A 25,885-nucleotide genomic window follows, 5' to 3' on the forward strand; every position below is an offset into this window, starting at 1 on the left:
AGAATATCCCTTGGCATGTATGAACAAGTGCTCGATAGCCTCCTGGCCCCGGCCGGTGTAGGCGAGAAAGAAATGGAGCTGGCGCTCGGCCGGCTGGTGTCTTCGCAGATCGACTTCGGCGAGCTTTATTTTCAACGCCGCGTCAGCGAGGGCTGGTCGCTCGAGGACGGCGCCGTCAAAAGCGGCAGTTTCGATTCCGACCAGGGTGTCGGCGTCCGGGCCGTCGCCGGTGCCGGCACGGGCTTCGCCTACGCCGACTCCCTGGCGTTGCCGGCCCTGCTGGATGCCGCCGGAAGCGCACGCGCCATCGCCCGTACCGGCGGCAACGGCATGGTGCGCGTCGGCCAGCCCCGGGTGGCGCCGGCGCGCTACGGTGCGCACGATCCGGTTGGCGGCGGTGAATCGTCGGAGCGGGTCGAGCTGCTGCGTACCATCGACGCCTACGTGCGCTCGCTCGACGAGCGGGTCAGCCAGGTCAGTGTCAATCTCGCCGCCAGTCACGATTCGATCCTCGTGGCCGCCACCGACGGGCTGCTCGCCGGCGATGTCCGGCCATTGGTGCGCCTGGATATTCGGGTGCTGATGGAATCCGACGGCCGGCGTGAGCAGGGCATGTCCGGCGGCGGCGGCCGCTGGAGCATGGCCTCGATCATGGAGCCGGAGTTCTGGCAGGAGCACGCCCGCGAGGCCGTCCGGATTGCGGCGGTCAACATGACCGCCGAAGCCGCGCCCGCCGGTTACATGACCGTGGTGCTCGGCTCGGGATGGCCCGGCGTGCTGCTGCACGAGGCCGTCGGTCACGGGCTGGAAGGCGATTTCAACCGCAAGGGCATTTCCGCTTTCGCCGATCGCATGGGCGAGATGGTGGCGACCGAGGAGTGCACGGTGGTCGATGACGGCACGTTGGCGGACCGGCGCGGTTCGCTGAGCATCGACGACGAGGGCACGCCTTCGGCCTGCAACACGCTGATCGAAAACGGCCGGCTCGTCGGCTTCATGCAGGACCGGCTCAATGCGCATCTCATGGGGGGCAAGCCGACCGGCAATGGACGTCGCGAGTCTTTTGCCCATCTGCCCATGCCGCGCATGACCAATACCTACATGCTGCCGGGCAGCCACGATCCCGGCGAGATTCTCGCCTCTGTCGAAGACGGCATCTACGCGGTCGGTTTCAACGGCGGACAGGTGGACATCACTTCCGGCAAGTTCGTGTTTGCCGCCTCCGAGGCCTATCGCGTCAAGAACGGCAAGGTCGGCGCGCCGATCAAGGGGGCCACCCTGATCGGCAACGGCCCGGACGTGCTCACGCGCGTTGGCATGGTCGGCAATGACCTCGAACTCGACGCCGGCGTGGGCGTTTGCGGCAAGGAGGGCCAGGGCGTGCCCGTGGGTGTCGGCCAGCCGACGCTGAGAATCGACGGGCTCACCGTCGGAGGTACGGGATGAGCCGCAGCGCACTGACCGAGGTGGATAGTTCAGCCCTGCTGCACGATCCGGAGCGCGAGACCGAGCTTTTGGTCGGCATTGCCCAACGCGTGCTCGAACGCGCCCGGGAAGGCGGCGCCGAAGAGGCCGAAGTTTCCCTGGGATCGAGCCTGGGTCGTGAAGCGACCGTGCGCCTGGGAGAGATCGAAACGCTCGAGGAAGCCCGTGATCGCAGTATCCAGGTCAGCGTCTACGTGAACCAGTGCACCGGAGGTGCGAGTACCGGGGATCTGCGGCCGCAAGCCATTGACGAGACCGTTGACCGGGCCCTAGCCATCGCCCGCAATACCCAGCCCGACCGGGCAGCCGGCCTGGCCGAGGCCGGACTGATGGCCACCCGGTTTCCCGACCTGGATCTGTGGCATCCCGAGGATATTCCGCTCGAGGACCTGATCGAACGTGCCCTGAGCATCGAAAACGCCGGCCGGGGCGCCGATGAGCGCATCGCCAATTCCGAGGGGGCGAGCGTGACCAGCGAGGCGAATCTCGGGGTCTATGCCAACAGCCACGGCTTTGTCGGGCGCATGCGCGGCACGGCTTACTCTCAGAGCTGCGTGCTCATCGCCCGGGACGAAGCGGGCATGCAGCGCGACTACGAGTTCGATATCCAGCGGCGCTGGGGCGCTCTGGCCGCGCCGGAGGACACCGGTGCAAGCGCGGCGCGTCGGGCGGTTCGTCGCCTGGGCTCGAAGCGTATTCGAACCGGCCGGATGCCTGTGTTGTTTTCGCCGGAAGTCGCCCGCGGACTGCTCGGCCACCTGGTTGCCGCCGTCTCCGGCGGCAATCTTTACCGGCGCAGCAGCTTCCTGCTCGATGCCGTCGGCGAGCGCGTGATGCCGGAGTGGGCGTCGTTGATCGAACGACCGCACCTGCCCGGCGCGGCGCGTTCGGCGGCTTTCGATGCCGACGGCGTGGCCACCCGCGAGTCGCCGCTGGTCGAGTCGGGCGTACTCTCGCGCTACGTGCTGAGCAACTATTCGGCGCGCCGGCTTGGGCTGGAGACCACCGCCAATGCCGGCGGCATTCACAACCTGGAGCTGGTCGGCGCGACGCATTCGTTCGACGAGCTGGTCGCCGAAATGGGTGAGGGCTTGGTGGTCACCGAACTGATGGGGCAGGGCATCAACCTGGTCACCGGCGACTACTCGCGCGGCGCGGCGGGCTTCCGCGTCGAGGATGGCAGGATCGGCGCGCCGGTCGAGGAAATCACCATCGCCGGCAACCTGCGCGACATGCTCGCGGGGCTCCGCGCGGCGGGTACGGACGTGGATCCGCGCCACAATATCCGCACCGGTTCCCTGCTGGTCGACGAGATGACCGTCGCCGGGCAGGAGGGGTAGGAAGAGGTTTCAGGGTTCAGGTTTCAGGAGGTCGGGGGCTCCAGGTGGATTTCCTGAAACCTGAACCCCTGAAACCCTGAACCCTGGATTCCGATCAGGAATCTTCCTGGCGCACACCCTCGATCGAGAGGATGATCTCGACCTCCTCGGCCGCCGGGCCCAGGTCGTAGTCGATGCCGAAGAACTCCAGCGGCAGTTCGGTCCGGCCCTGGAAACCGCGGCGGAAGCCGCCCCAGGGATCCTCGCCGGCGCCGATCTGGGTGACGTCGATTTCGATTTCCCGGCTGACCCCACGCAGCGTGAATTCACCGGTCATGCGGTAGCGGTCCTCACCCAGGCGTTCGAAGCCGGTCGACTCGAACGTGGCTTCGGGGTGGTTTTCGACGTCCAGGAAGTCGTCGCTTCTGAGGTGTTCATCTCGCTCCTCGTGGTTGGTGTCGACGCTGGCCGTCTGGATGGTGGCCTGGACCGCGGAGTTTTCCGGGCTCTCGGGGTCGAAGGTGAACTCACCCTCGAAGTCGTTGAATCGTCCGTACAGCCAGGAATAGCCGAGATGGGAGATCTTGAACTGCACGAAGGCGTGCATGCCCTCGGTGTCGATCTCGTAGCGCTCGGACGCCTGTAGCGGCAGCGCAAGGGCCAGGGCGAAAACAGCGGTAATCAGATGATGTTTCATGGTGCAAACTCCTCCATGCGGGTTCAACATAATTGTCATCGCGCGTGGATCATCTCTTGTTTCAGACAAGGGGGCGTGAACGGAATTCAGTTTGTATTCATGGCTGGCGAGTAGGCTCGAAAAGCTATGAAAGCGCTGACAGTTGCTCTCGCTCTGCTCTTGCTCGCGCCCTCGCTCGTCCTGGGCGTCAACGACGGTTTCTACTGCGGTCAGCGCATCGTCAGCGTCGGCGATCGGGTCTGGGAAGTGGCGCGCAAATGTCCCGAACCGTTCTGGACGGAATCCTATGATCGCCCGCTGGCCGCGGATCGCCACGGCCGTCCGCTGGCGCTGGCGCGAGTCGAAATCTGGGCGCTCAACTTCGGGGCCAACCATTTCATGCGTCGACTCGAATTCGTCAATGGGCGGTTGTCCCGCGTGCGCGACCTCGGTTACGGCGTCGACTACGAGCCCGGCAGCCGTCGCTGCGGCCCCCACGAATTGACCCAGGCCGGAGAGACGACCGCGGAGGTCTACGCCCGCTGCGGGTTGCCCGATTACAGCTACGAGATTCCGTCGCCGCAGTACTACGGTTACTTCGGCGTCAACGCTTATCGGCAAGGCGAGCGTCTCGTCTGGACCTACGAGTTCGGGCCCCGGCGGCAACCGCGAGAGTTGCTGTTTGTCGACGGGCGATTGCAGCGCCTGTCCATTCCCTGAGATGTTTCACTCATCTTGTACTTTATCCCCCTTGCCCGAAAGCAGTAGAATCTGCGTCCTTCATTGACTGCCCGAGGGTGAAACCATGCGCACCAAGCTGATCGCCGGCAACTGGAAAATGCACGGCAGCAAGCCCGAGATCCGCAGCCTGATCGGCGGCATACTCGCGCGCCTCGACCCGAACCGGACCGCGGAAGTCATGGTGCTGCCGCCGTTTCCCTACCTGCCGCTGGTCGATTCCCTGGTGGATGCCACGCCTGTCTTGCTCGGTGCGCAGGATCTCAGCGCTCACGCTAGCGGCGCCTATACGGGCGAGGTCTCAGGCGCAATGCTGGCTGACTGGAATTGTTCGTTCGCGCTGGTGGGGCATTCGGAACGGCGCGCGCTGCACGGCGAGACCAATGAAACGGTTGCGGCCAAGTTTGTCGCCGCCCAGGATGCCGGCCTGCAGCCGATCCTGTGCGTCGGCGAAACGCTCGAAGAGCGTGAGGCCGGTCGCACTCGTGAGATCATCGATGGGCAGATCGCCGCCGTGGTCGAAGCCGCCGGTATTCAGGCCTTCGCACGCGCCGTGGTGGCGTATGAGCCGGTTTGGGCGATCGGTACCGGCCAGACGGCTTCACCCGAGCAGGCGCAGGAAGTTCACGCTGCAATCAGGGCGCAGTTTGCCGCGGAGGATGCTACAATAGCCGGCCGAATCAGGATCCTGTATGGCGGCAGCGTCAAGCCCGACAATGCCGCTGATCTGTTTGCCTGTGAAGATATCGATGGCGGTCTGATCGGCGGTGCATCGCTGCAGGCCGAGTCCTTCATGGGAATCTATCAGGCGGCCTGACCCCGACAGTTTCTAGACGAGATTTTTGATGTATACGGTTCTCATCGTTTTTCATGTACTGCTGGCCGCGGCCTTGATCGCCGTGGTGCTGGTTCAGCGCGGACCGGGTGCCACCATGGGCGCGGCCTTCGGTTCCGGCGCTTCCGGTACGGTGTTCGGCTCGCGCGGTGCGGCGGGCTTCCTGACCAAGCTGACCAGCTGGCTGGGCGTGGCCTTCTTCGCCGTCAGCCTGACCATGGCCGTCATGGTGGCCCGGTCCGGCAACGTCGCCGACCAGACCGAGGATCTCGGCGTCGCCGGGCAACTCGAGCAGCCTGCAGCCGCTGAGCAGGCAGAGGGCGAGCAGGCTTCGAGCGAGCCCGCTTCCGCCGCCGAGTCAGACGACGAGGAGTTTCTGGAAGTGCCGGTCGAGGAAGAATCGACCGAGGACGAATCGCAGGAGCCGCCCAGCGTTGACTGATGTCAACGGCGGTTGATCCTGTGTCATTGAAAATGCCGAAGTGGTGGAATTGGTAGACACGCTGTCTTGAGGGGGCAGTGGCCTAACGGCCGTGCCGGTTCGAGTCCGGCCTTCGGCACCATCTTGTAACGCCGGCGCGCTTCCACCGAGTGCGCGGCGACGACTGCGACGATAGTCGCTGCGACTAATGTCGTGATAATCGACGCACTGGCAGGTTAGACGGATGCTCGCTGACTATTTTTCGATTCTGTTGTTCATGGCCATGGCCCTCGGTATGGGGGTGGCCCTGCTTCTGGTCGGCGGCATTCTCGGGCCGCGGCGACCCTCGAGCGAAAAGCTCTCGCCTTACGAGTGCGGTTTCGAGGCGTTCGAGGATTCGCGCATGAAGTTCGACGTGCGCTTCTACCTCGTGGCCATCCTGTTCATCATTTTCGATCTGGAAATCGCCTTCCTCTTTCCCTGGGCCGTGGCGCTGGATTCCGTCGGTGTGACCGGCCTGGTGGCGATGGGCGTGTTCCTGCTGATCCTGGTGATCGGCTTCATCTACGAATGGAAGAAGGGAGCGCTGGAATGGGAATAAGCAATCTCATGCACAACCCGGTCCCCGAGGGCCAGGTTGACGACATCCTGCGCCCCGGTGGCGACAACCCCCTGCTCGAGAAGGGCTTCGTGACCACCAGCGCTGATGCACTGATCAACTGGGCACGCACAGGTTCGATGTGGCCGGTTACTTTCGGTCTGGCCTGCTGTGCGGTGGAAATGATGCACTCGGCCGCCTCGCGCTACGACCTCGACCGTTTCGGCATGATCTTCCGTCCCAGTCCGCGCCAGTCCGACGTTATGATCGTGGCCGGCACGCTGGTCAACAAGATGGCGCCGGCGCTGAGGAAGGTTTACGACCAGATGCCCGATCCCAAGTGGGTCATTTCCATGGGTTCGTGCTCGAACGGCGGCGGCTATTATCACTATTCCTACGCCGTGACCCGCGGCTGCGACCGCATCGTGCCCGTCGATATCTACGTACCGGGTTGCCCGCCAACGGCCGAGGCCCTGGTCTACGGCGTGTTGCAGCTTTACAAGAAGATCCGTCGCACCAACACCATCGCCCGCTCATGACCCAGTTCTCTTCACGCAATCAGGCGCTGGCCCAGTCGCTGAGCGACATTCTGGGCGAGCGGATCGCCTCGATGAACGAGCACTGCGGCCAGCTGACCGTGGAGATCCCGCGCGATCACTGGCTGGATGCCGCCTGGCTGCTTCGCGACGAGCCCGACCTGGCCTTCGAGCAACTTCTCGACCTGTGCGGCATTGATTATCTGGGCTATGGCGACGACGAGTGGGAAACCGCCGAGGCCACGGGTCAGGGCTACTCGCGTGCTGCCGACGAACTCGGGCCCGGCCGCTTTGCCTGGGAGAATCGTCCCGAAGCCGGTGAAATTCAGAACCGGTTTGCCGCCGTGGTGCATCTGCTCTCACTCAAGCACAACCGACGCCTGCGCCTGCGCTGTTATGCGCCGGACAATGAGTTCCCGGTCCTGCCGTCGCTGATCGAAGTCTGGAACTCGGTCAACTGGTACGAGCGCGAGGCCTTCGATCTTTACGGCATCGTCTTCGAGGGGCATCCGGACTTGAGGCGCCTACTGACCGACTACGGTTTCATCGGTCATCCCTTCCGCAAGGATTTCCCGCTGATCGGCAATGTCACCGTGCGCTACGACGAAGACAAGGGGCGCGTGGTCTATGAGCCGGTCGAGATCGAACCGCGCGTGACCGTGGCCCGCGTGGTGCGCCGCGACAGCCGCTACGTCGACGACAAGCTGGAAGGAACCGGCTCATGAGCGAGATTCGCAATTTCACCATGAACTTCGGGCCGCAGCATCCGGCCGCCCACGGTGTGCTGCGCCTGATTCTCGAACTCGACGGCGAGACGGTCGTGCGCGCCGACCCGCACGTCGGCCTGCTGCATCGTGCCACCGAAAAGCTGGCCGAGTCCAAGCCCTTCAATCATTCGATCGGCTACATGGATCGTCTCGACTACGTGTCGATGATGTGCAACGAGCACGCCTATGTCATGGCGATCGAGAAGCTGCTCAATATCGAGGCGCCGGAGCGGGCATTGTGGATCCGCACCATGTTCGACGAGATCACCCGCATCCTCAACCACCTGATGTGGATTGGTTCGAACGCGCTCGATCTCGGCGCCATGGCGGTATTCCTGTACGCGTTCCGCGAGCGCGAGAACCTGATGGACGTCTACGAGACCGTCTCGGGGACCCGCATGCACGCCACCTACTACCGTCCCGGCGGCGTCTATCGCGACCTGCCCGAAGAGATGCCCAAGGTGGCCGAATCACCGTGGCGAAAGGGCAAGGATCTCGAGCGGATGAACCAGTGGCGCCAGGGCAGCCTGCTCGATTTCATCGAGGCGTTTACCGACGATTTCTTCGACCGTGTCGACGATTACGAAACCCTGCTGACCGACAACCGCATCTGGAAGCAGCGCACCGTCGGCATCGGCGCAGTCAGTCCCGACCGCGCCCTGCAGATGGGCTTTACCGGCCCGATGCTCAGAGGTTGCGGCGTCGAGTGGGATCTGCGCAAGAAGCAGCCCTATGCCAAGTACCGCGAGGTCGATTTCGACATACCCGTCGGTACCAACGGCGATTGCTACGACCGCTACCTGGTGCGTGTCGAGGAGATGCGTCAGTCGGCGAAGATCATCAAGCAGTGCATTGCCTGGCTGCGCGAGAACCCCGGCCCGGTGATCGTGCGCAACTTCAAGGTGGCGCCGCCGACGCGCGAAGAGATGAAGGACGACATGGAAGCGCTCATTCATCACTTCAAGCTGTTTACCGAGGGCTACTGCGTGCCCGAAGGCGAGACTTACGCCTCGGTGGAAGCACCCAAGGGTGAGTTCGGCTGTTACCTGGTGTCCGACGGGGCCAACAAGCCTTTCCGCGTGCATCTGCGCGCCCCCGGCTATGCGCACCTGTCGTCGATGCATGAAATGGCCAAGGGGCACATGCTGGCGGATATCGCGGCGTTGATTGCCACGCAGGACATCGTATTTGGAGAAATCGACCGATGACGGACAAAGCGACTGTCAGCCCGGTTGCCGGCAAGGCCGAATTGCTGAGCGAGGAAACGCGCCGCGAGATCGATCACTGGCGGGCGAAGTTTCCCGACGGCATCGAAGGCCGGCGTTCGGCCATCATCCAGGCCCTGGTCGCCGCCCAGCACCAGAACGGCGGATGGGTGAGTACCGACCTGATGGACGGCGTGGCCGACTACCTGGAAGTGCCGCCGGTGTGGGTCTACGAGGTTGCGACCTTTTACTCGATGATCGAGACGGAGGCGGTCGGCCGGCATTCGATTTCGATCTGCACCAATATCTCGTGCATGTTGTGTGGCTCGGACAAGATCGTCGAGCACGTCGAGAACAAGCTGGGCACGCGCATCGGCGAAACCACGCCGGACGGAAGCATATTCCTCAAGCGAGAGGAAGAGTGCCTGGCCGCCTGCGTCGGCGCACCGATGATGATCGTCGACGGCCACTACCACGAGAACCTCACGCCCGAGAAGGTCGACGAGATTCTCGACGGACTTGAATAAAAAAGGCATCCACAGATGAACACAGATGAACACAGATGGGGATGTGGGTTTTTGACCTTGACTGATGCGCCGCCGCCTTCGGATGGGTGCAGCATTGTTCATGAAAACCTGATTCCCGAAGCCGCAGCTTTTATCTGGGTCGATCTGTGTTCATCTGTGGACAAGGTTATCAACCATGGCTGATCACAACATCTGTTTCACGCATCTCGATGAAGACCAGTGCTGGTCGCTGGAGGCTTATCGCAAGCACGGCGGTTGGCAGGCCTGGGAGAAGATCCTCAAGGACAAGACGCCTCAGGAAGACGTCATCGAGACGGTCAAGAAGTCCGCGTTGCGCGGTCGCGGCGGGGCCGGCTTTCCGACCGGCCTGAAGTGGTCGTTCATGCCGCGCTCGGCACCCGGTCAGAAGTACCTGGTGTGCAATTCCGACGAGTCCGAGCCGGGTACCTGCCATGACCGCGACATCCTGCGCTACAACCCGCACGCCTTGCTCGAAGGCATGGCGATCGCCGCTTATTCGATGGGCGCGACCGTGGCTTTCAACTACCTGCGCGGCGAGTTCCACCACGAGCCGTTCGAGCGTGTCGAGGGGGCGCTGAAAGAGGCCTATGAGGCCGGCTACCTCGGCAAGGACATCCTGGGTTCGGGAATCGATGTCGATATCCACAACCTGCTCGGTGCCGGCGCCTACATCTGCGGCGAAGAGACCGCGCTGATGGAATCGATCGAGGGCAAGAAGGGCCAGCCGCGTTTCAAGCCGCCGTTTCCGGCCAATTTCGGCGTCTACGGTCGCCCCACGACGATCAACAACACCGAGACACTGGCTTCGGTACCGTCGATCATGCGTAACGGCGGAGACTGGTTCCTCGAGCTCGGCAAACCCAACAACGGCGGCTCCAAGATCTTTTCGGTCTCGGGCCACGTCAACAAGCCGGGCAACTACGAGATTCCGCTGGGTACGCCGTTTTCCGAACTGCTGGAGATGGCCGGCGGCATGCGCGAGGGCCACAAGATCAAGGGCGTGATCCCCGGCGGGTCGTCGATGCCGGTGTTGCCGGGTGAGGTCATGATGGACCTGACCATGGACTACGACGCCATCCAGAAGGCCGGATCCGGCCTGGGCTCCGGCGCGGTGATCGTCATGGACGAGACCACCGACATGGTCGCGGCTTGCAAGCGCATCGCGCGCTTCTACTACGCCGAGTCCTGCGGCCAGTGCACGCCCTGCCGCGAAGGCACCGGCTGGATGCATCGCATGCTGCACCGCATCATGATCGGACAGGGCAGGAAGGAAGACCTGGATACCCTCGCTTCGGTGACGACGCAGATCGAGGGCCACACCATCTGCGCTTTCGGTGAAGCCGCAGCCTGGCCGGTGCAGGGCTTCCTCAAGCACTTCCGGGAAGAGTTCGAATACTACGTCGAGCACGGCCGCTCGATGGTGGCCGACAAGATTGGCGAGGCGGCCTAGATGAGTTGTTCATCTGTGGGCGCATTTCACAAGCATTCCATCGGAATAGATTGATGGCTACTGCCGAAAACAAACAGGACGATATCGTCACCATCGAGGTCGACGGGCGAGCGCTCGAGGCGAAGAAGGGCGAGATGATCATCCAGGTCACCGACCGGGCCGGAATCGATATTCCGCGTTTTTGCTATCACCACAAGCTCTCGATCGCCGCCAACTGCCGCATGTGCCTGGTCGACGTCGAGAAGGCGCCCAAGCCGCTGCCGGCCTGTGCTACACCAGTGGCCGACGGCATGAAGGTGTTCACGGAGTCGCGCCGAACCGTCGATGCGCAGCGCGGGGTGATGGAGTTCCTGCTCATCAATCACCCGCTAGACTGCCCGATCTGCGACCAGGGTGGCGAGTGCGAGCTGCAGGACCTGGCGATGGGCTACGGCCGCTCGGTTTCGCGTTTTACCGAGCGCAAGCGCGTGGTGCGCGACAAGAACGTCGGCCCGCTGATCGAAACCGACATGACGCGCTGCATTCACTGCACGCGCTGTGTACGCTTCCTCGAAGAAATCGCCGGCACTGCCGAGCTCGGCGGCATGAACCGCGGCGAGCACCTGGAAATCGGCACCTTCGTCGAGCGCAATATCAACTCGGAGCTGTCGGGCAACGTCATCGACCTCTGCCCGGTCGGCGCGCTGACCAACAAGCCCTTCCGCCATACCGCGCGGCCGTGGGAAATGCGCGCCCGGAAATATATCGGCACGCACGATTGCCTGGGCTCGCACCTGTTCTATCACACGCGCGGCGCGAAGATCATGCGCGCCGTACCGCGAGACAACGAGGCGGTCAACGAATGCTGGCTGGCCGACCGGGATCGCTACAGCCATTTCGGCCTGTACGCCGACGACCGCCTGACCACGCCGCAGATCAAGGTCGACGGCCAGTGGCGAGAGGTCAGCTGGCAAGACGCGCTTTCGGCTGCCGCTCGTGCGATCAAGGGCGCCGTAGAGACGCATGGCGGCAAGGAACTCGGCGTGCTGGTCTCCCCGCGCGCGACCACCGAGGAACACTATCTCGCCGCGTCCATGGCGCGTGCGCTGGGCAGTGAAAACGTTGATCACCGACTGCGTCTGCTCGATTTCTCTCACCCGCAGGCCGGGCGAGGACACCTCGACGTGCCCACCGCGAAGATTGCCGAATCCGACGCCATCCTGCTGGTCGGCAGCAATATCCGGCATGAACAGCCGATCCTGGGTCACCGGATGCGCACGGCCTGGCGCCTGAACGGCGCGAAGATCGCCGATCTCAACAGCGTGGCATGGGACTTTCATTTCGACCTGGCCGAGCGGCTGATCGTGCCGCCGCAGGCGATGGTTGATACCTTCGCCCGACTGGCCAAGGTGGCCGCCGACCTGACCGGCACGAGCCTGCCGGAGGGTAAGCTGGGTGAATACATTGCCGAGCGCCAACCCGAACAGGAAGTCCAGCAGCTCGCGGGCATGCTCAAGGATGCCGATTCCGGCGTTCTGATACTCGGCGACCAGGCTCTCAACCATCCCGAAGCCGGCTGGTTGCGCCGTCTGGCCGAATGGCTGGCCAAGGCGCTGGAAGTCGCCCTGGTGGTGCTGCCCGGGCCGGCCAATAGCATGGGTGGCTGGCAGGCCGGCAGTGTGCCGGGTGCCGGCGGACTCAGCGCCCGCGCCATGATCGAAAAGGGTCGACAGGCTTATCTGCTGTGGGATGTCGAGCCGGACTTCGACCTGGCCGATCCGGCCGCCGCGCGCCGGGCGCTCGACGGCGCCGCCTCGGTCGTCGCGGCCACGACCTACGACAACCCTGTCTTGCGCGAAACCGCCGACGTGCTGCTGCCACTCTCGCCGGCGCCCGAAGTCGACGGCACCTGGATCAATGCCGACGGGCATCGCGATACGCTCGAGGCTGTCGGCCGGGCACCCGGCCAGGCGCACGCCGGCTGGAAGATTCTGAGGATGCTCGGTGAAATGGTCGGTTCGGAAGGTTTCGATTTCGCCACGCTGGAGGCCGTAACCGAGCGTGCGCTGGCGGCCGATGCCGTGGAAGCCGCCTGCGACGATCCCGCCGACCCCAGCCTGGCCGAGAGCGATACACTCTGGCGTACCGGCGAGGTGCCGATCCATTCCGGCGACAACCTGTTGCGCCGCGCGCCGGCGCTGCAGGCGACCACCCATGCCGCACCCACCGTGTGCGCCGTTCATCCGGCCACGGCCCGTCGCCATGAGCTGGAAAACGCCGAGCGGGTCCGCGTCAGCCAGGGCGAGGCCAGCGTTGAAATGGACCTGGTCATCGACGCCCGGGTGGCACCCGGAGCCGTCGGTCTGCCGGTGGCCACCTGCCCGGTTTCGACCCTGGGCGCCGGCGGCGGTGAGATCAGCCTGGAGGCGCTTTCATGATCGATCAGCTGCTGACCCTGCTGTGGACCATGGCCAAGATCATGATGATCATCCTGCCGGTGACCATCGGTGTGGCCTACTACACTTATTTTGAGCGCAAGGTGCTTGGCTACATGCACTCGCGCCGGGGACCCAACCGCATTGGTCCGCTCGGCCTGCTGCAGCCCTTCGCCGACGTGTTCAAGATGCTCTTCAAGGAGCTCATTGTCCCGACCAACGCCAGCAAGTTCCTGTTTCTGCTGGCGCCCCTGTTGTCGTTGGCGCCGGCGCTGGCGGCCTGGGCCGTGGTGCCCTTCGATGACTGGCTGGTGCTGGCCGACATCGACGCCGGGCTATTGATGGTCCTGGCGCTGACTTCGATGGGCGTCTACGGCATTCTGCTCGGCGGCTGGGCCTCGAACTCCAAGTACGCTTTGCTCGGCGGCCTTCGAGCGGCGGCGCAAACGGTTTCCTACGAGATCGCCATGGGTTTTGCCCTGGTCGGCGTGATCGTTCTGGCCGGCACGCTCAACCTCACGGCCATCGTCGAGGCGCAGTCGGGCAATATCTTTACCTGGTACTGGCTGCCGCTGTTGCCGCTTTTCGTGATCTATTTCGTCTCCGGCGTGGCCGAGACCAACCGTGCGCCTTTCGACGTCGCCGAAGGCGAGTCGGAAATCGTCGCCGGCTTTCACGTCGAGTATTCCGGCGCGGGCTTTGCGGTGTTCTTCCTGGCCGAGTACGCCAACATGATCCTGATCTCGGCGCTGGCCTCCCTGCTGTTCATGGGCGGCTGGCTCTCGCCGTTTGCCGGCATTCCGGTGATCGGCGAGTCGTTCCTGGGCGAGGGCGGGGTGCACTGGTTCCTGCTCAAGACCGTGGTGTTCTGTTTCCTGTTCCTGTGGTTTCGGGCGACTTTCCCGCGCTATCGCTATGACCAGATCATGCGCCTGGGCTGGAAGGTCTTCATCCCGATTACCATCGTCTGGATCATGGTCGCCGGCGTGTTCCGCGTGATGGGCTGGTTCGGAGGCTGATCGAGGTATTTATGCAAGCTGTCACCCGATATCTTCGTTCACTGATGCTGCTGGAGTTGTTCCGCGGCATGGCCGTGACCTGGCGCTTCGGCGTGGCGCCGAAATCGACGCTCAACTACCCGGAAGAGAAGACGCCAAAGTCACCGCGCTATCGCGGGCTGCATGCCCTGCGTCGCTACCCCAACGGGGAAGAGCGCTGTATCGCCTGCAAGTTGTGCGAGGCGGTCTGTCCGGCGCTTGCGATCACCATCGAGTCGCACAATCGCGATGACAACACCCGGCGAACCACCCGCTACGACATCGACCTGTTCAAGTGCATCTATTGCGGCTTCTGCGAGGAGTCCTGCCCGGTCGATTCGATCGTCCTGACCGATATCGGCGAATACCACATGGAAGACAAATCCGAAAAGGTCGTCGACAAGCAGCAGTTGCTGGCGATCGGTGATCGGTTCGAGGAAAGCATCGCCGCCAACCGTGCGCAAGACGCTCGTTACCGCTAAGGGTCTGACTGGTATGCCAATCATCGAAATCGTCTTCTACCTGTTCAGTACCGTCCTGGTGTTGTCGGCACTGAGTGTCATCACGGTGGGCAACGCGATCCATGCGGTACTGTTCCTGATTCTCAGTTTCTTCTCGGCCGCCTGCATCTGGATTCTGCTGCAGGCCGAGTTCCTGGCCATTACCCTGGTGCTGGTCTATGTCGGCGCAGTGATGGTGCTTTTCCTGTTCGTGGTGATGATGCTCGACGTCAACGTCACCTCGGCCAAGGAAGGCTTTGCACGATACCTGCCGGCCGGCGTCCTGGTTTCCCTGGCCATGGCCATACAGCTGTTCATCGTCATCTGGACGCGCGGCATGGAGACGGAGTTCATGCCCGCGGCCGAGGGCGAGGGGTACAGCCACACCAGCGCGATCGGTGAACTGCTCTACAGCGAGTACCTGTATGCCTTCGAAATCGCGGCCGTTCTGCTGCTGGTGGCGATTATCGCGGCCATCTCGCTGACGCATCGCCGGCGTCCGGAAACCAAGCACCAGGATCCGAGCCGCCAGGTGCGCGTCAAGCGTGACGAGCGCCTGCGCGTGGTCAAGATGAAAAGTGAAGGGGAGGAAGGCTGATGCTGACACTGGCGCACTTCATCACCCTCGGCGCGGTGCTGTTCTGCATTGCCGTCGCCGGCATCTTTCTCAACCGGAAGAACGTGCTCATCCTGCTGATGTGCATCGAGCTGATGCTGTTGTCGGTGAACATGAACTTCATCGCCTTTTCGCGTTTTCTCGACGTGCTCGACGGGCAGGTGTTCGTGTTCTTCATCCTGACCGTGGCCGCGGCCGAGGCCGCCATCGGCCTGGCGCTGCTGGTAGTGCTGTTCAGGAACCGCGGCTCGATCAGCGTCGAGGATATTTCCGACCTGAAGGGTTAGGCTCGAAAAATTCAATTGTCCACAGATGAACACAGATGAACACAGATTTAAAAAAAAAGAGAAAAAGGAAATAAAGTGCAACTGGAGCAACACCTGAATGCTCAGGCCTCTCGACGGATTGTCCGAAGCCTTTTGTTTGATCTGTGTTTATCTGTGTTCATCTGTGGACGGTTTCATAATTAAAGAATGGAATGACAGGCTGTGAGTATTGAAACCGTACTGCTGTTGATACCGCTGCTGCCGCTGATCGGCAGCGCCGTGGCCGGGTTGTTGCGTCACCAGGTCGGTAGAGCGGGTGCGCACTGGATCACCATTCTCGCGGTGGCCGGTTCTGCCCTGCTGTCGGCCTGGGTTGCCTGGCAGGTTTTCTTCAACGGCTTGCCGACAATGGACTACACCGTCTACACCTGGGCAGTGGCGGACGGTATTCGCTTCGAGGTCGGTTTCCTGGTCGACAGCCTTACCGCGCTGATGATGACCGTGGTGACCTTCGTTTCTCTGATGGTGCACATCTACACCATCGGCTACATGCACGACGATCCCGGCTACCAGCGCTTTTTCTCCTACATCAACCTGTTCACTTTCGCCATGCTGATGCTGGTGATGGCGAACAACTTCATGCAGTTGTTTTTCGGCTGGGAAGCGGTCGGTCTGGTCTCCTACCTGTTGATCGGATTCTGGTTCAAGAAGGATACGGCGGTGAAGGCCAATCTCAAGGCTTTCCTGGTCAACCGCGTCGGCGACTTCGGTTTCCTGCTCGGTATTGCCGCCATCCTGGTGTATATGGGTTCGCTCAACTACGCCGAGGTGTTCGCGCAGGTTCCGGCCGTGGAGGGCGCTACCATCAGCCTGTTCGGCGATACGCAGTGGTCGCTGATGACCGTCATCTGCATCTGCCTGTTCATCGGTGCCATGGGCAAATCGGCGCAGGTGCCGCTGCACGTGTGGCTGCCCGACTCGATGGAAGGTCCCACACCGATTTCGGCGCTGATCCATGCCGCCACCATGGTCACCGCCGGCATTTTCATGGTTGCGCGCCTATCGCCGATCTTCGAGACCTCGGACGTCGCCCTGAGCTTCATCCTGGTCATCGGGGCAATCACGGCCCTGTTCATGGGCCTGGTCGGCATCGTCCAGAACGACATCAAGCGCGTCGTCGCCTACTCGACCCTGTCGCAGTTGGGCTACATGACCGTGGCGCTCGGCGCCTCTGCCTACTCGGTAGCGATTTTCCACCTGATGACCCACGCCTTCTTCAAGGCGCTGCTGTTCCTGGCCGCCGGTTCGGTCATCATCGCGCTGCACCACAAGCAGGACATGCGCGAAATGGGGGGCTTGGGCAAGTACATGCCGATCACTGCAGCCACTGCCTGGGTCGGCTCGCTGGCGCTGATCGGTTTCCCGTTCTTCTCGGGCTTCTTCTCGAAGGACCTCATCATCGAGGCGGTTCACTACGCTGACCGACCCGGTGCCGGGTTTGCCTATTTCGCGGTCATGGCCGGCGTGGTGATTACCGCGCTGTATACCTTCCGCATGCTCTACCTGACCTTCCACGGGCCCACGCGGATGGACGAGGAAACCCGTTCGCACGCACACGAGCCGCCCGCGGTGGTGACCGTTCCGCTGATCCTGCTGGCCATTCCGTCTCTGGCCATCGGCTATTTCACGGTCGAGCCGCTGTTGTTCGGTGGGGCGCTGTCTGATTCCATCTTCGTGCGTGAGGCCAATGACGTCGTTGCCAACAACCTGGCCGGCAAGTTTGATCATGGCGTTCTGGCCTTCGCCCTGCACGGATTCATGACGCCGGTGTTCTGGCTGGCAATGCTGGGCGTTGGGGTTGCGACCTACGTCTACTTGTTGAATCCGGCCCTGGCCGAATCGCTCAAGCAACGATTCCACGCCGTCTGGAAGATCCTCGACAACAAGTACGGCTTCGACGAGCTGTATCAGAAGATCCTGGCCGGTACCGGCCTGAGTATTGCCTCGGGCCTGTCGAAGGGCGGTGACCGCACCGTCATCGACGGCTGGCTGGTCAATGGTTCGGCCCGCATGGTTGGTCGCATGTCCGGCGCACTGCGTCAACTGCAGTCCGGCTTCCTGTTCCACTACGCCTTCGTCATGGTGGTCGCGCTGGTCGCGCTCGTGGCGTCGTTCGTTCTGCTCCGGTAAGGATTGAATCGATGTTGGATTGGCCCCTGCTGAGTCTGCTGACCTGGATTCCGATCGCCGGCGCCGTCGTCGTGGCCGCGCTCGGTCAGCGCTCGCCCGACCTGGTTCGCCCGCTGGCACTGATCGTCGCGCTGGTGACCTTCGCATTGTCGCTGCTGCTCTACATCGGCTTCGATGCCTCGACCGCGCAGATGCAGTTCGTCGAGAAGGCCGTCTGGATCGAGGCGTTCAATATTCACTACCATCTGGGCATCGACGGACTTTCGCTGCCGCTGATCCTGCTCAACACGCTTATCTGCGTGCTGGTGGTCATCGGCGGCTGGCGTATCACTGACCGGCCGCACCAGTACATGGCCGCGTTCCTGATGCTGCATGCGTTGATGACCGGCATGTTCGCAGCGCTCGACGCGTTGCTGTTCTACGTATTTTTCGAGGCCATCCTGGTCCCGATGTTCCTGATCATCGGTATCTGGGGCGGGCCCAACCGGATCTATGCCACGGTCAAGTTCTTCCTTTTCACCTTCTTCGGCTCGGTGTTCATGCTCATCGCGCTGCTGTGGCTCTACCTCGATTCCGGCAGTTTCGCCGTGGCCGACCTGCAGCAGCACCGGTTCGGTCTGTCGGCGCAGATCCTGGTCTTCCTGGCCTTCCTGATCGCTTTCGCCGTCAAGGTGCCGATGTGGCCGGTGCATACCTGGTTGCCCGACGCTCACGTCGAGGCACCCACCGGCGGTTCGGTCGTCCTGGCGGCGGTGATGCTCAAGATCGGCGGCTACGGCCTGCTGCGCTTTGCCCTGCCGATCACCCCGGATGCGGCCGCGCACCTCGACTGGCTGGTAATCGCCCTGTCGCTGATCGCCATCGTCTACATCGGTTTTGTGGCGCTCGCGCAAAGTGACATGAAGAAGCTGATCGCCTACAGCTCCATCTCGCACATGGGCTTTGTCACCCTGGGCATGTTCCTGGCCTTTGCCATCGCACGCAATACCGGTGAACTGACCGGCGCCGGTCTTGGTATTTCGGGGTCCATGGTGCAGATGATTTCGCACGGCTTCATCTCCGGCGCCATGTTCCTGGCCGTCGGCGTGCTCTACGATCGGGTCCACAGCCGCGAAATCTCGGCCTACGGTGGGGTGGCCAACACCATGCCCTGGTTCGCCATGTTCGCCGTGCTGTTCTTCATGGCAAATTCCGGGCTGCCCGGCACCTCCGGCTTCGTCGGCGAGTTCATGGTTATCCTGGCGGCCTTCCACGCCAGTTTCTGGTTCGCTTTCGCCGCTGCGGCTACTCTGATTCTAGGCGCGGCCTACAGTCTGTGGCTGGTCAAGCGCGTGTTCTATGGAGAAGTGGCCAACGACAATGTCGCTTCGCTCAAGGATCTCGACGGTCGGGAGTGGTTCATGCTGACGGTCCTTGCGATCTTCACGCTGGGCCTTGGGCTGTGGCCCTACCCGCTGATCGAGTTGATGGAGCCTTCGGTCCAGAACCTGGTCGAGCACATCATGCAATCGAAACTTGATTAATCCGTCCATGGATGAACACACCTTCTTCTGTGGACCAATAGAAATAGACAAGTGATTACGACATGACCATTGCCGAACTGCAACTGGCGCTACCCGAGATCTTCGTGCTCAGCATGGCTTGCGTGGTACTGCTGGCCGACCTGTTCATCTCCGACGAGCGGCGCGGGCTGACGCATACACTGGCCGTGATTACGCTGGTTTTTGCCACCATCCTGAGCCTGCGCCTGATGATGGCGCCCGGAGAAGTGGTCTACGCCTTCAGCGATACCTTCATCCGTGACCGATTCGGTGACGTGCTCAAGGTGTTCTGTTACCTGATATTGATCGGCGTGTTCGTCTACGCCAAGCATTACCTGCGTCAGTTCGGCCTGTTCAAGGGCGAGTTCTATACCCTCAGCCTGTTCGCCCTTCTTGGCACGATGGTGCTGATTTCGGCCGGATCCCTGCTGACCGTCTACCTGGGTCTCGAACTGTTGACCCTTGCGAGCTACGCGCTGGTGGCGATCGATCGCAATTCCCTGCAGGGTTCCGAAGCGGCCATGAAGTACTTCGTGCTGGGCTCCCTGGCGTCAGGCTTCCTGCTTTTCGGCATGAGCCTGATTTTCGGTGCAACCGGCAGCCTGGATCTCAATGCGGTGAATGCCGCCCTGGCCTCCGGAATGGGCGAGAGTATGCTGCTGACCGTCGGACTGGTCTTCATCGTCATGGGCATCGCCTTCAAGCTGGGCGCCGTTCCGCTGCACATGTGGGTCCCCGACGTCTATCACGGCGCGCCGCTGCCGATTACGCTTTTCCTCAGTTCGGTACCGAAATTGGCCGCCGTGGCGCTGGCCATCCGCCTGCTCGACAACGGCCTGATCGAACTCCACGCCGATTGGCAGGGCATGCTGATCGTTCTGGCAGGCCTCTCGATGGTGCTGGGCAACGTGGTCGCCATTGCCCAGACCAACATCAAGCGGATGCTTGCCTATTCGACCGTTTCGCACATGGGCTTCGTGCTGCTTGGCATGCTGCCGGCGACCCAGCAGGGCTACGCCGCGGCCATGTTCTACGCCATTGTCTACGCCATCATGTCCGCCGGCGCCTTTGCCGTCCTGATCCTGTTGTCGAACAAGGGTGCGGAAGCAGAGAATCTGGACGATCTCAAGGGCCTGGCCAAGCGCAACCCATGGCATGCGCTGATGATGCTGATGCTGATGTTTTCGCTGGCCGGTATTCCGGTATTCGTCGGCTTCTTCGCCAAGTGGCAGGTGATTGCCGCCGCGCTTTCCGCGGGCTTTACCTGGCTGTCCATCCTGGCGGTCATCACGGCCGTCATCGGCGCCTTCTACTACCTCCGCGTGGTCAAGCTGATGTATTTCGATGAGCCCGAGCACGCCGAGCCGGTTTCCGCCCCGGTCGACTTTCGGGCTGTCCTGACGGTCAACGGCGTGGCCATGCTGGCACTGGGTATCTTCTCCGGCGGGCTGATCAGCCTGTGCGTGAGTTCGTTCGTGTAACAAGGGGTTCAGTGTTCAGGGTTCAGGAGCGTTTGGCGAAGCCGATTGTTCCTTGCCGAAAACCCTGGCGTCATGCATGCCCTTCGTTTTAAACCCAATCGAGTTCGTTCCCGAACCCCGAACCCCAAACCCCTTAATATCTTCCTGAAACCTGAAACCTGAAACCTGAAACCTGAAACCTGAAACCTGAAACCTGAACCCGGAACCCGGAACCCGGAACCCGGAACCCGGAACCCCTTAAAGCCACCACGCCAGCGCGAACCAAACCACCATCACAACGCCGATCGCTGCCCCGGCGACCGTGCCCACCATCACGCCGATGCCGGCGCCGACGCCGGCGCGAATCGAATCATCCAGGTTGGCTTTCCCGACGAGGTGACCGAGGACGGCGCCCAGGAAGGGTCCAAGCAGGATGCCGACGAGCCCGAAGAACAGCCCGAACAACAAGCCCAGAGTGGCGCCCAGGATTGCATAGCGCCCCGCTCCGAAACGTCGCGCTCCCTCGGCGGTTGCAATGAAATCGATGAACACCGACAGGATGGTCAGGCCCGTCAGGCCGAACAGTGTTCCCCAACCCACATGTACGAAACCGTCCAGCCAGGCCATCAGGACAAAACCAAGCAACATGATGGGAACGCCGGGGAGAATAGGCAGCACGGTGCCGATCAGGCCGATGACCACCAACAACACGGCCAGTACCCAGGTGGGCCAGATCAGTAGTTCCCAACTCAGCCATTCCATTGAATTTTGCCTTGTGAATCGAACCTGCACATCATAGGGGCAGTGCCCTTTTTTGTCACAGGCCGCCTTTGCGCGCCCGCTGCAGGCCACCGTACAATCGGCTCATGCACGCACCTCCTGCAAACGCCGTAGCGACAGATTCCGCGTGCCATGGTGCATGGAACGATTCCGTCGGTCGGCTGCCAGAAATTGGTGCGTGCCCTTGAAGCGGAAGAGAGAGTCGTTTGATGGATAGTCCGGTGTCTGAAACGTCCCGAGCGGCCGAGCCAGCGCCCGCCAACGGCGACCATCGTCGCTGGCAGGTCGAGCAGATGGTCGAGATGATCAACGAGATCACCGCCCCGCTGACCGGTGCCGACTATTTCCGCGCACTGGTCACCCGCCTGGCCGAGAGCCTGGACGTCAACGCCGCGCTGGCGACGGAGTGCCTGGAGTATCCCGAAAATCATGTCCGAACCCTGGCTTTCTGGGAGGGTGAAGATATCGCCGAGAATATCGAGTTCGACCTGGTCGGAACCCCCTGCGAGGAAGTCATTCACGGTGGTGCCTTCTGCTTCTATCCCGACGACCTGTCGAAGCGGTTTCCCGAGTGGGCTGCTGAAGAAGGGGGGATGGAGAGCTTCATCGGCATCCCGGTGCTCGCACCCAGCGACGGAAGAACCCTGGGGCACATCGCGGTGTACGGTCGCAAGCCGATGGCCGAGGATGCCGTCGTCGAATCGATGTTTCGCATCATCGCCGCGCGGGCCGGCGCCGAGATCGAACGCCTGCAGGCCGAGCGCGCATTGCGCGACAGTGAGGCCCGGGCTCGTCAACACCTGACCGAGCTGGCCCATGTCTCGCGCCTGGGTTCGATGGGCGAACTGGCTTCGGCGCTCGCCCACGAGGTCAACCAGCCACTGACGGCCATCATGACCTATTGCCGCACCTGTCTGCGTATGCTCGAGCAGGGGCGGCTTTCCGAATCGGACCTTCACAAGGCGATGAGTAGCTCACTCGCCAGTGCCGAGCATGCGCGGGAGGTGGTCAGCAAGCTTCGCACCTTCATCCGTCGCGGTGAAATGAAACCCCATCCCGTTCCCGCCGCCCACCTGGTGCGGGAATGCCGCATCCTGCTCGAGACCGAAGCGCGTCATCACCACGTCCGTCTTAGCCTGATCGCGCCGGAGGACCTGCCCACGGTGCGGGTCGACTCGGTGCTGATCCAGCAGGTCATTTTCAACCTGGTGCGTAACGGCATCGAAGCCATCAATGACAGCGAAAATTCCCGCCGGGAACTGTCGGTTCATGTCAGCGCCGAGGGTGATGAGGTCGTGGTTTGCGTCAGTGATACCGGCAGGGGCGTCGACGAGGAACTGCGCGAGCGCTTGTTCGATCCATTTGTCAGTACCCGCAAACAGGGTCTGGGCATCGGGCTGTCGTTGTGCCGATCGGTGATCGATCGTCACCAGGGGAAAGTCTGGATCGAGGACACCCAGGGGCCGGGTGCGACGTTCTGTTTCAGCCTGCCGGTTCACCGGATTGCGGAGGCTGTCAAAACCTGACAGCTGCCCCGGCGACTGGGTCGAAGACGACAGTCGCTATAGGAGCCAGTTGCGGTAGCTGTAGCTCGACAGCACCATCCGGATCATCTCAGAGCTGTTGCGTGCACCGATCTTCTCGAGCGCATTGGCGCGGTGGATTTCGACGGTACGCACGCTGATGTCCAGGTCGTCGGCGATGATCTTGTTGAGTTTGCCCTCGAGAATGCCTTCCACAACCTGGCGTTCGCGGGGAGTGAGCGAGACGATTCGCCGTTCGATCTCGTCACGCTCGATTTCGTTCTCCCATTCCTCGCGGTCGAGTTCGGTGGCGTTCCGGATTTTCTCGACCAGCAATTCATCGTTGAACGGTTTCTCGACGAAATCCAGCGCGCCGGCCTGTACGGCGCGAACGGCCGTGTTGACGTCGGCGTGACCGGAAATGAAGATGACCGGCAAGCGAATGCCGCGCTCGTTGAGCGCCTGCTGCGCCTGTAGTCCATCAAGGCCCGGCATGCGTACGTCGAGCAGGATGCAGCCGCGATGATCGGGCGTGACGGCTCCGAGCAGCTTGTCGGCCGAGGCGCAAAGCATGTAGTCCAGTTGTTCGGAGTCGAGCAGGAAGGCGATGGCCTCGCGCACCGAGTCGTCGTCGTCGGTAACGAAGACGCAGGGCGCGCGAGCCTGATCGCTTGCCGTGGATTTCTCGGCGGTCATTAGCCGTCTTTGCCGTTGGAATCCGGTTGGCTGCTCATTCTGGCACGAATGAACAGGGCGATGGCGACCAGCGTCAGCACAATGCCCCAGGTCGGGATCAACCAGAAGGTGATCACGGCGAAGATCAGCGCAGCCAGCGCGAAGGCGGTCGTGTCGGTTGTAGTCTCCTGCAGTTTCTGATTGCCGGTCAGATGCACGATCAGGTGGTCGAGGCTCAGCTTGCCGGGGCCGGAGAACAGCAGCGGCAGCAGCATGGCCAGGAAAAGCAGCGGAATGCGGAAGTTGCCGCGGAACTCGCCGTCGTCCATGACGCGCGATACCGAGTAACCTTCCCAGAGCTGTCCGAGGCTGGCCCAGGATTCCGGCCAGTGCACGGCGGCGATGGCCACAGTGGTGATGATCAGCAGCACGAACGCGAAGAAACGCGTGAACAGGCCGAACAACAGCGCCAGGCCGGCCACCAGCTCGCCCAGGGTGACCAGCATCCAGTTCATGTCGGCCGGCAGGAGGCCGAACGGAATGGGAAAGTTCTGGTTGGCAAACCAGCCGGGGGCCTCGCCCAGGCCGGCGCCGAGCTTCTGCTGCCCGGCGCTGAAGAACTCGTAGGCCAGCAGCAGTCGAAGCCCCAGCGGCGCCAGCCAGAGGCCGGCACCGTCGAGGCGGTTCCTGATGGATTGCAGGATTGATGTCAACACTTAATGTGTCCTCCTTGCGGACAGTCGTCTTGGCGTGACGACATGCTAGGTAAAGGAGGACGTGCAGTCATTACGCAATTGCACGTACGGTAGTTGTACGTAAACAGGCAGGACAAAAAAGGTTCTTCGCGCAATTCCGGGGAGCATTTCTAGCTGAGTAGTCGTAGTCTTTCCAGATCAAAAAGATTCTGGAGAGGCCGATGCTTGACCGAAAGACGCTGGAACGACTGGGAGCCTGGGAGGGCTATCGGCTCAAGGACGTGGTCTGGCCCGAGAGCGAGACGGGCACCGTCGAGCTTCATTTGGAGCCCACGCGCAAGGTCATGACCTGCTCGGGCTGCGGGAAGCGATGCCGGCAGGTGCATGAAACGGTCACTCGTCGCGTTCGGGATCTCCCGCTGTTTGAGTATCGGGTTGTTCTGGTGGTCCCTCGCCGCCGGGTCTGGTGCGACCATTGCGGCGGGCCACGCCTGGAGCAGCTGAGCTGGCTGAGTCGCTATCAGCGTGTCACCGACCGTCTGGCCGATGCCTGTGGCCGATTGCTGGAAGGGATGACGATTCAGGGCGTTAGCCGTTTCTACGATCTGGACTGGCACACGGTCAAAGGCATCGACATGAACCGGCTCAAAGCGAGTCTGCCTGAGCCGGACTGGTCAGCGATCCGCTACCTGGCCATGGATGAGTTCGCGCTTCACAAGGGGCATCGCTATGCCACGGTGGTCGTCGAACCGATCCAGCGCCAAGTGCTGTGGGTCGGGCTTGGCCGTTCCCGCGAGACCGCGCAGACCTTCTTCGAGGGGCTGCCCGAAGGGGTGTGCAAGCGCATCGAGGCGGTCGCCATCGACATGACGACGGCCTATGAAGTGGAGATCCGGGCCCACTGCCCGCAGGCGGAGATCGTCTATGACCTGTTCCACGTCGTGGCCAAGTACGGCCGTGAAGTGATCGATCGGGTTCGGGTCGACGAGGCTAACCGACTGCGTCAGGATCGGCCGGCCCGAAAGGTCGTCAAGTCCGCCCGCTGGTTGCTGCTGCGCAACCGGAAAGGGCTCAACCAGACTCAGAAGGTCCGGCTCGATGAGCTGCTCGAAGCCAACCAGGCATTGCTGACCGTCTATCTGTTGCGCGACGAGCTCAAGCGGCTGTGGTACTACCGCCGCGAGGGCTGGGCCCTCAAGGCCTGGCAAAACTGGTTCGATCAGGCCATGAGCAGCGGCATCGATGCGTTGCAGCGCTTCGCACAGCGCCTGAAGCCCTATCTACACGGCATTCTGGCGCGTTGCCGTCACCCGCTCAATACCAGCGTGGTAGAAGGCATCAACAACACGATCAAGGTCATCAAGCGCAGGGCCTACGGCTACCGTGACCAGGAATACTTCTTCCTCAAGATCCGGGCAGCCTTCCCCGGTAATGCGCGATGAACCACAAAAAAGGGGCCGGAAGAGCCGGCCCCGCTGGAATTCGGTGGTGGGCGATGCTGGACTTGAACCAGCGACCCCTGCCGTGTGAAGACAGTGCTCTCCCACTGAGCTAATCGCCCGAAGACCGCGTATTTTAGGCCGCTTTGACGCCGACAGCAACCACCACTC

Annotated in this window: 26 protein-coding genes and 2 tRNA genes; 23 read left to right on the forward strand and 5 right to left on the reverse strand. The window is 62.3% G+C overall.

From position 1 onward, the window contains the following. Window positions 1-15: 15 nt before the first annotated feature. Together tldD and pmbA are read left to right on the forward strand one after the other, a co-directional pair. The gene (gene tldD, locus ACDC66_RS02370; RefSeq protein ID WP_376695068.1) at window positions 16-1,446 is read left to right on the forward strand and encodes a metalloprotease TldD; all 1,431 of its coding nucleotides are present in this window, start codon (window positions 16-18) and stop codon (window positions 1,444-1,446) included. Next, complete coding sequence (pmbA, locus tag ACDC66_RS02375; RefSeq protein WP_376695069.1) at window positions 1,443-2,825, forward strand: metalloprotease PmbA; 1,383 nt, start codon at window positions 1,443-1,445, stop codon at window positions 2,823-2,825. The genes tldD and pmbA overlap by 4 nt, the downstream gene beginning before the upstream one ends. A gap of 94 nt (window positions 2,826-2,919) precedes the next feature. Here pmbA and ACDC66_RS02380 read toward each other — a convergent pair whose 3' ends face one another. Next, complete coding sequence (locus ACDC66_RS02380; RefSeq protein WP_376695070.1) at window positions 2,920-3,501, reverse strand: YceI family protein; 582 nt, start codon at window positions 3,499-3,501, stop codon at window positions 2,920-2,922. Between the two features lie 126 nt (window positions 3,502-3,627). Between ACDC66_RS02380 and ACDC66_RS02385 the strand changes: the two genes are divergently transcribed. The 19 genes from ACDC66_RS02385 to nuoN all read left to right on the forward strand — a co-directional run bounded on the left by ACDC66_RS02385 (window position 3,628) and on the right by nuoN (window position 20,623). Beyond that, entirely contained in the window at window positions 3,628-4,200 is a 573-nt protein-coding gene (locus tag ACDC66_RS02385; RefSeq protein ID WP_376695071.1) for a DUF2845 domain-containing protein, read from the forward strand. Between the two features lie 85 nt (window positions 4,201-4,285). After that, complete coding sequence (gene tpiA, locus ACDC66_RS02390) at window positions 4,286-5,035, forward strand: triose-phosphate isomerase (RefSeq protein ID WP_376695072.1); 750 nt, start codon at window positions 4,286-4,288, stop codon at window positions 5,033-5,035. A 28-nt stretch (window positions 5,036-5,063) separates the two neighbouring features. Beyond that, window positions 5,064-5,495, forward strand: coding sequence for a preprotein translocase subunit SecG (gene secG / locus ACDC66_RS02395; protein WP_376695073.1), 432 nt, complete (start codon window positions 5,064-5,066; stop codon window positions 5,493-5,495). 34 nt (window positions 5,496-5,529) lie between these two features. Further along, window positions 5,530-5,616: transfer RNA gene (locus ACDC66_RS02400), tRNA-Leu, on the forward strand. A 102-nt stretch (window positions 5,617-5,718) separates the two neighbouring features. After that, on the forward strand, window positions 5,719-6,075 hold the full coding sequence (locus ACDC66_RS02405) for an NADH-quinone oxidoreductase subunit A (protein WP_376695074.1): 357 nt from the start codon (window positions 5,719-5,721) through the stop codon (window positions 6,073-6,075). An 8-nt stretch (window positions 6,076-6,083) separates the two neighbouring features. Continuing rightward, window positions 6,084-6,611: a NuoB/complex I 20 kDa subunit family protein gene (locus ACDC66_RS02410; protein WP_181918711.1), complete on the forward strand. Its 528-nt coding sequence runs from the start codon at window positions 6,084-6,086 to the stop codon at window positions 6,609-6,611. Beyond that, complete coding sequence (locus ACDC66_RS02415) at window positions 6,608-7,333, forward strand: NADH-quinone oxidoreductase subunit C (protein ID WP_376695076.1); 726 nt, start codon at window positions 6,608-6,610, stop codon at window positions 7,331-7,333. The genes ACDC66_RS02410 and ACDC66_RS02415 overlap by 4 nt, the downstream gene beginning before the upstream one ends. After that, complete coding sequence (locus ACDC66_RS02420; RefSeq protein ID WP_376695077.1) at window positions 7,330-8,583, forward strand: NADH-quinone oxidoreductase subunit D; 1,254 nt, start codon at window positions 7,330-7,332, stop codon at window positions 8,581-8,583. Before ACDC66_RS02415 ends, ACDC66_RS02420 begins: the two co-directional genes overlap by 4 nt. Then, the gene (gene nuoE / locus ACDC66_RS02425) at window positions 8,580-9,107 is read left to right on the forward strand and encodes an NADH-quinone oxidoreductase subunit NuoE (protein ID WP_376695078.1); all 528 of its coding nucleotides are present in this window, start codon (window positions 8,580-8,582) and stop codon (window positions 9,105-9,107) included. The genes ACDC66_RS02420 and nuoE overlap by 4 nt, the downstream gene beginning before the upstream one ends. A gap of 15 nt (window positions 9,108-9,122) precedes the next feature. Continuing rightward, window positions 9,123-9,290 carry a hypothetical protein gene (locus ACDC66_RS02430; RefSeq protein WP_376695079.1) on the forward strand — a complete coding sequence of 56 codons (168 nt, stop codon included), beginning with the start codon at window positions 9,123-9,125 and terminating at the stop codon, window positions 9,288-9,290. Beyond that, window positions 9,283-10,578 carry an NADH-quinone oxidoreductase subunit NuoF gene (nuoF, locus tag ACDC66_RS02435; RefSeq protein WP_376695080.1) on the forward strand — a complete coding sequence of 432 codons (1,296 nt, stop codon included), beginning with the start codon at window positions 9,283-9,285 and terminating at the stop codon, window positions 10,576-10,578. Before ACDC66_RS02430 ends, nuoF begins: the two co-directional genes overlap by 8 nt. Before the next feature lie 53 nt (window positions 10,579-10,631). Further along, window positions 10,632-12,995: an NADH-quinone oxidoreductase subunit NuoG gene (nuoG, locus tag ACDC66_RS02440; protein ID WP_376695081.1), complete on the forward strand. Its 2,364-nt coding sequence runs from the start codon at window positions 10,632-10,634 to the stop codon at window positions 12,993-12,995. A gap of 29 nt (window positions 12,996-13,024) precedes the next feature. Beyond that, window positions 13,025-14,011 (forward strand): NADH-quinone oxidoreductase subunit NuoH, encoded by a 987-nt coding sequence (gene nuoH, locus ACDC66_RS02445; protein WP_376695147.1) that lies wholly within the window; start codon window positions 13,025-13,027, stop codon window positions 14,009-14,011. 11 nt (window positions 14,012-14,022) lie between these two features. Then, entirely contained in the window at window positions 14,023-14,511 is a 489-nt protein-coding gene (gene nuoI / locus ACDC66_RS02450) for an NADH-quinone oxidoreductase subunit NuoI (RefSeq protein WP_376695082.1), read from the forward strand. A 13-nt stretch (window positions 14,512-14,524) separates the two neighbouring features. Next, window positions 14,525-15,127, forward strand: coding sequence for an NADH-quinone oxidoreductase subunit J (locus ACDC66_RS02455; RefSeq protein WP_376695083.1), 603 nt, complete (start codon window positions 14,525-14,527; stop codon window positions 15,125-15,127). Then, window positions 15,127-15,432, forward strand: a complete 306-nt coding sequence (nuoK, locus tag ACDC66_RS02460) for an NADH-quinone oxidoreductase subunit NuoK (RefSeq protein ID WP_376695084.1) — start codon at window positions 15,127-15,129, stop codon at window positions 15,430-15,432. The genes ACDC66_RS02455 and nuoK overlap by 1 nt, the downstream gene beginning before the upstream one ends. Window positions 15,433-15,639: 207 nt before the next feature. Beyond that, entirely contained in the window at window positions 15,640-17,601 is a 1,962-nt protein-coding gene (gene nuoL, locus ACDC66_RS02465) for an NADH-quinone oxidoreductase subunit L (protein WP_376695148.1), read from the forward strand. Window positions 17,602-17,612: 11 nt separating this feature from the next. Further along, a complete protein-coding gene (locus tag ACDC66_RS02470; protein WP_376695085.1) occupies window positions 17,613-19,124 on the forward strand; it encodes an NADH-quinone oxidoreductase subunit M in 1,512 nt (503 codons plus the stop codon). 62 nt (window positions 19,125-19,186) lie between these two features. Then, window positions 19,187-20,623 (forward strand): NADH-quinone oxidoreductase subunit NuoN, encoded by a 1,437-nt coding sequence (nuoN, locus tag ACDC66_RS02475; RefSeq protein WP_376695086.1) that lies wholly within the window; start codon window positions 19,187-19,189, stop codon window positions 20,621-20,623. A gap of 237 nt (window positions 20,624-20,860) precedes the next feature. Here the strand turns inward: nuoN and ACDC66_RS02480 are convergent, their stop codons facing one another. Further along, complete coding sequence (locus tag ACDC66_RS02480) at window positions 20,861-21,364, reverse strand: DUF456 domain-containing protein (protein ID WP_376695087.1); 504 nt, start codon at window positions 21,362-21,364, stop codon at window positions 20,861-20,863. Between the two features lie 239 nt (window positions 21,365-21,603). On the opposite strand from ACDC66_RS02480, the gene ACDC66_RS02485 reads away from it, so the two are divergent. Continuing rightward, complete coding sequence (locus ACDC66_RS02485; RefSeq protein WP_376695088.1) at window positions 21,604-22,908, forward strand: sensor histidine kinase; 1,305 nt, start codon at window positions 21,604-21,606, stop codon at window positions 22,906-22,908. Between the two features lie 36 nt (window positions 22,909-22,944). On the opposite strand, the gene ACDC66_RS02490 is transcribed toward ACDC66_RS02485, so the two are convergent. Together ACDC66_RS02490 and ACDC66_RS02495 are read right to left on the reverse strand one after the other, a co-directional pair. Then, the gene (locus ACDC66_RS02490; RefSeq protein WP_376695089.1) at window positions 22,945-23,601 is read right to left on the reverse strand and encodes a response regulator transcription factor; all 657 of its coding nucleotides are present in this window, start codon (window positions 23,599-23,601) and stop codon (window positions 22,945-22,947) included. After that, window positions 23,601-24,296 carry an HvfX family Cu-binding RiPP maturation protein gene (locus tag ACDC66_RS02495; protein ID WP_376695090.1) on the reverse strand — a complete coding sequence of 232 codons (696 nt, stop codon included), beginning with the start codon at window positions 24,294-24,296 and terminating at the stop codon, window positions 23,601-23,603. The genes ACDC66_RS02490 and ACDC66_RS02495 overlap by 1 nt, the downstream gene beginning before the upstream one ends. 200 nt (window positions 24,297-24,496) lie before the next feature. Between ACDC66_RS02495 and ACDC66_RS02500 the strand changes: the two genes are divergently transcribed. Next, window positions 24,497-25,717, forward strand: a complete 1,221-nt coding sequence (locus ACDC66_RS02500; RefSeq protein ID WP_376695091.1) for an ISL3 family transposase — start codon at window positions 24,497-24,499, stop codon at window positions 25,715-25,717. Window positions 25,718-25,761: 44 nt separating this feature from the next. On the opposite strand, the gene ACDC66_RS02505 is transcribed toward ACDC66_RS02500, so the two are convergent. Next, window positions 25,762-25,836, reverse strand: a tRNA-Val gene (locus ACDC66_RS02505). Window positions 25,837-25,885: the final 49 nt, after the last annotated feature.

It is taken from the genome of Wenzhouxiangella psychrophila, from assembly GCF_042310375.1.
In the GTDB taxonomy this organism is placed as follows: Bacteria; Pseudomonadota; Gammaproteobacteria; order Xanthomonadales; family Wenzhouxiangellaceae; genus Wenzhouxiangella.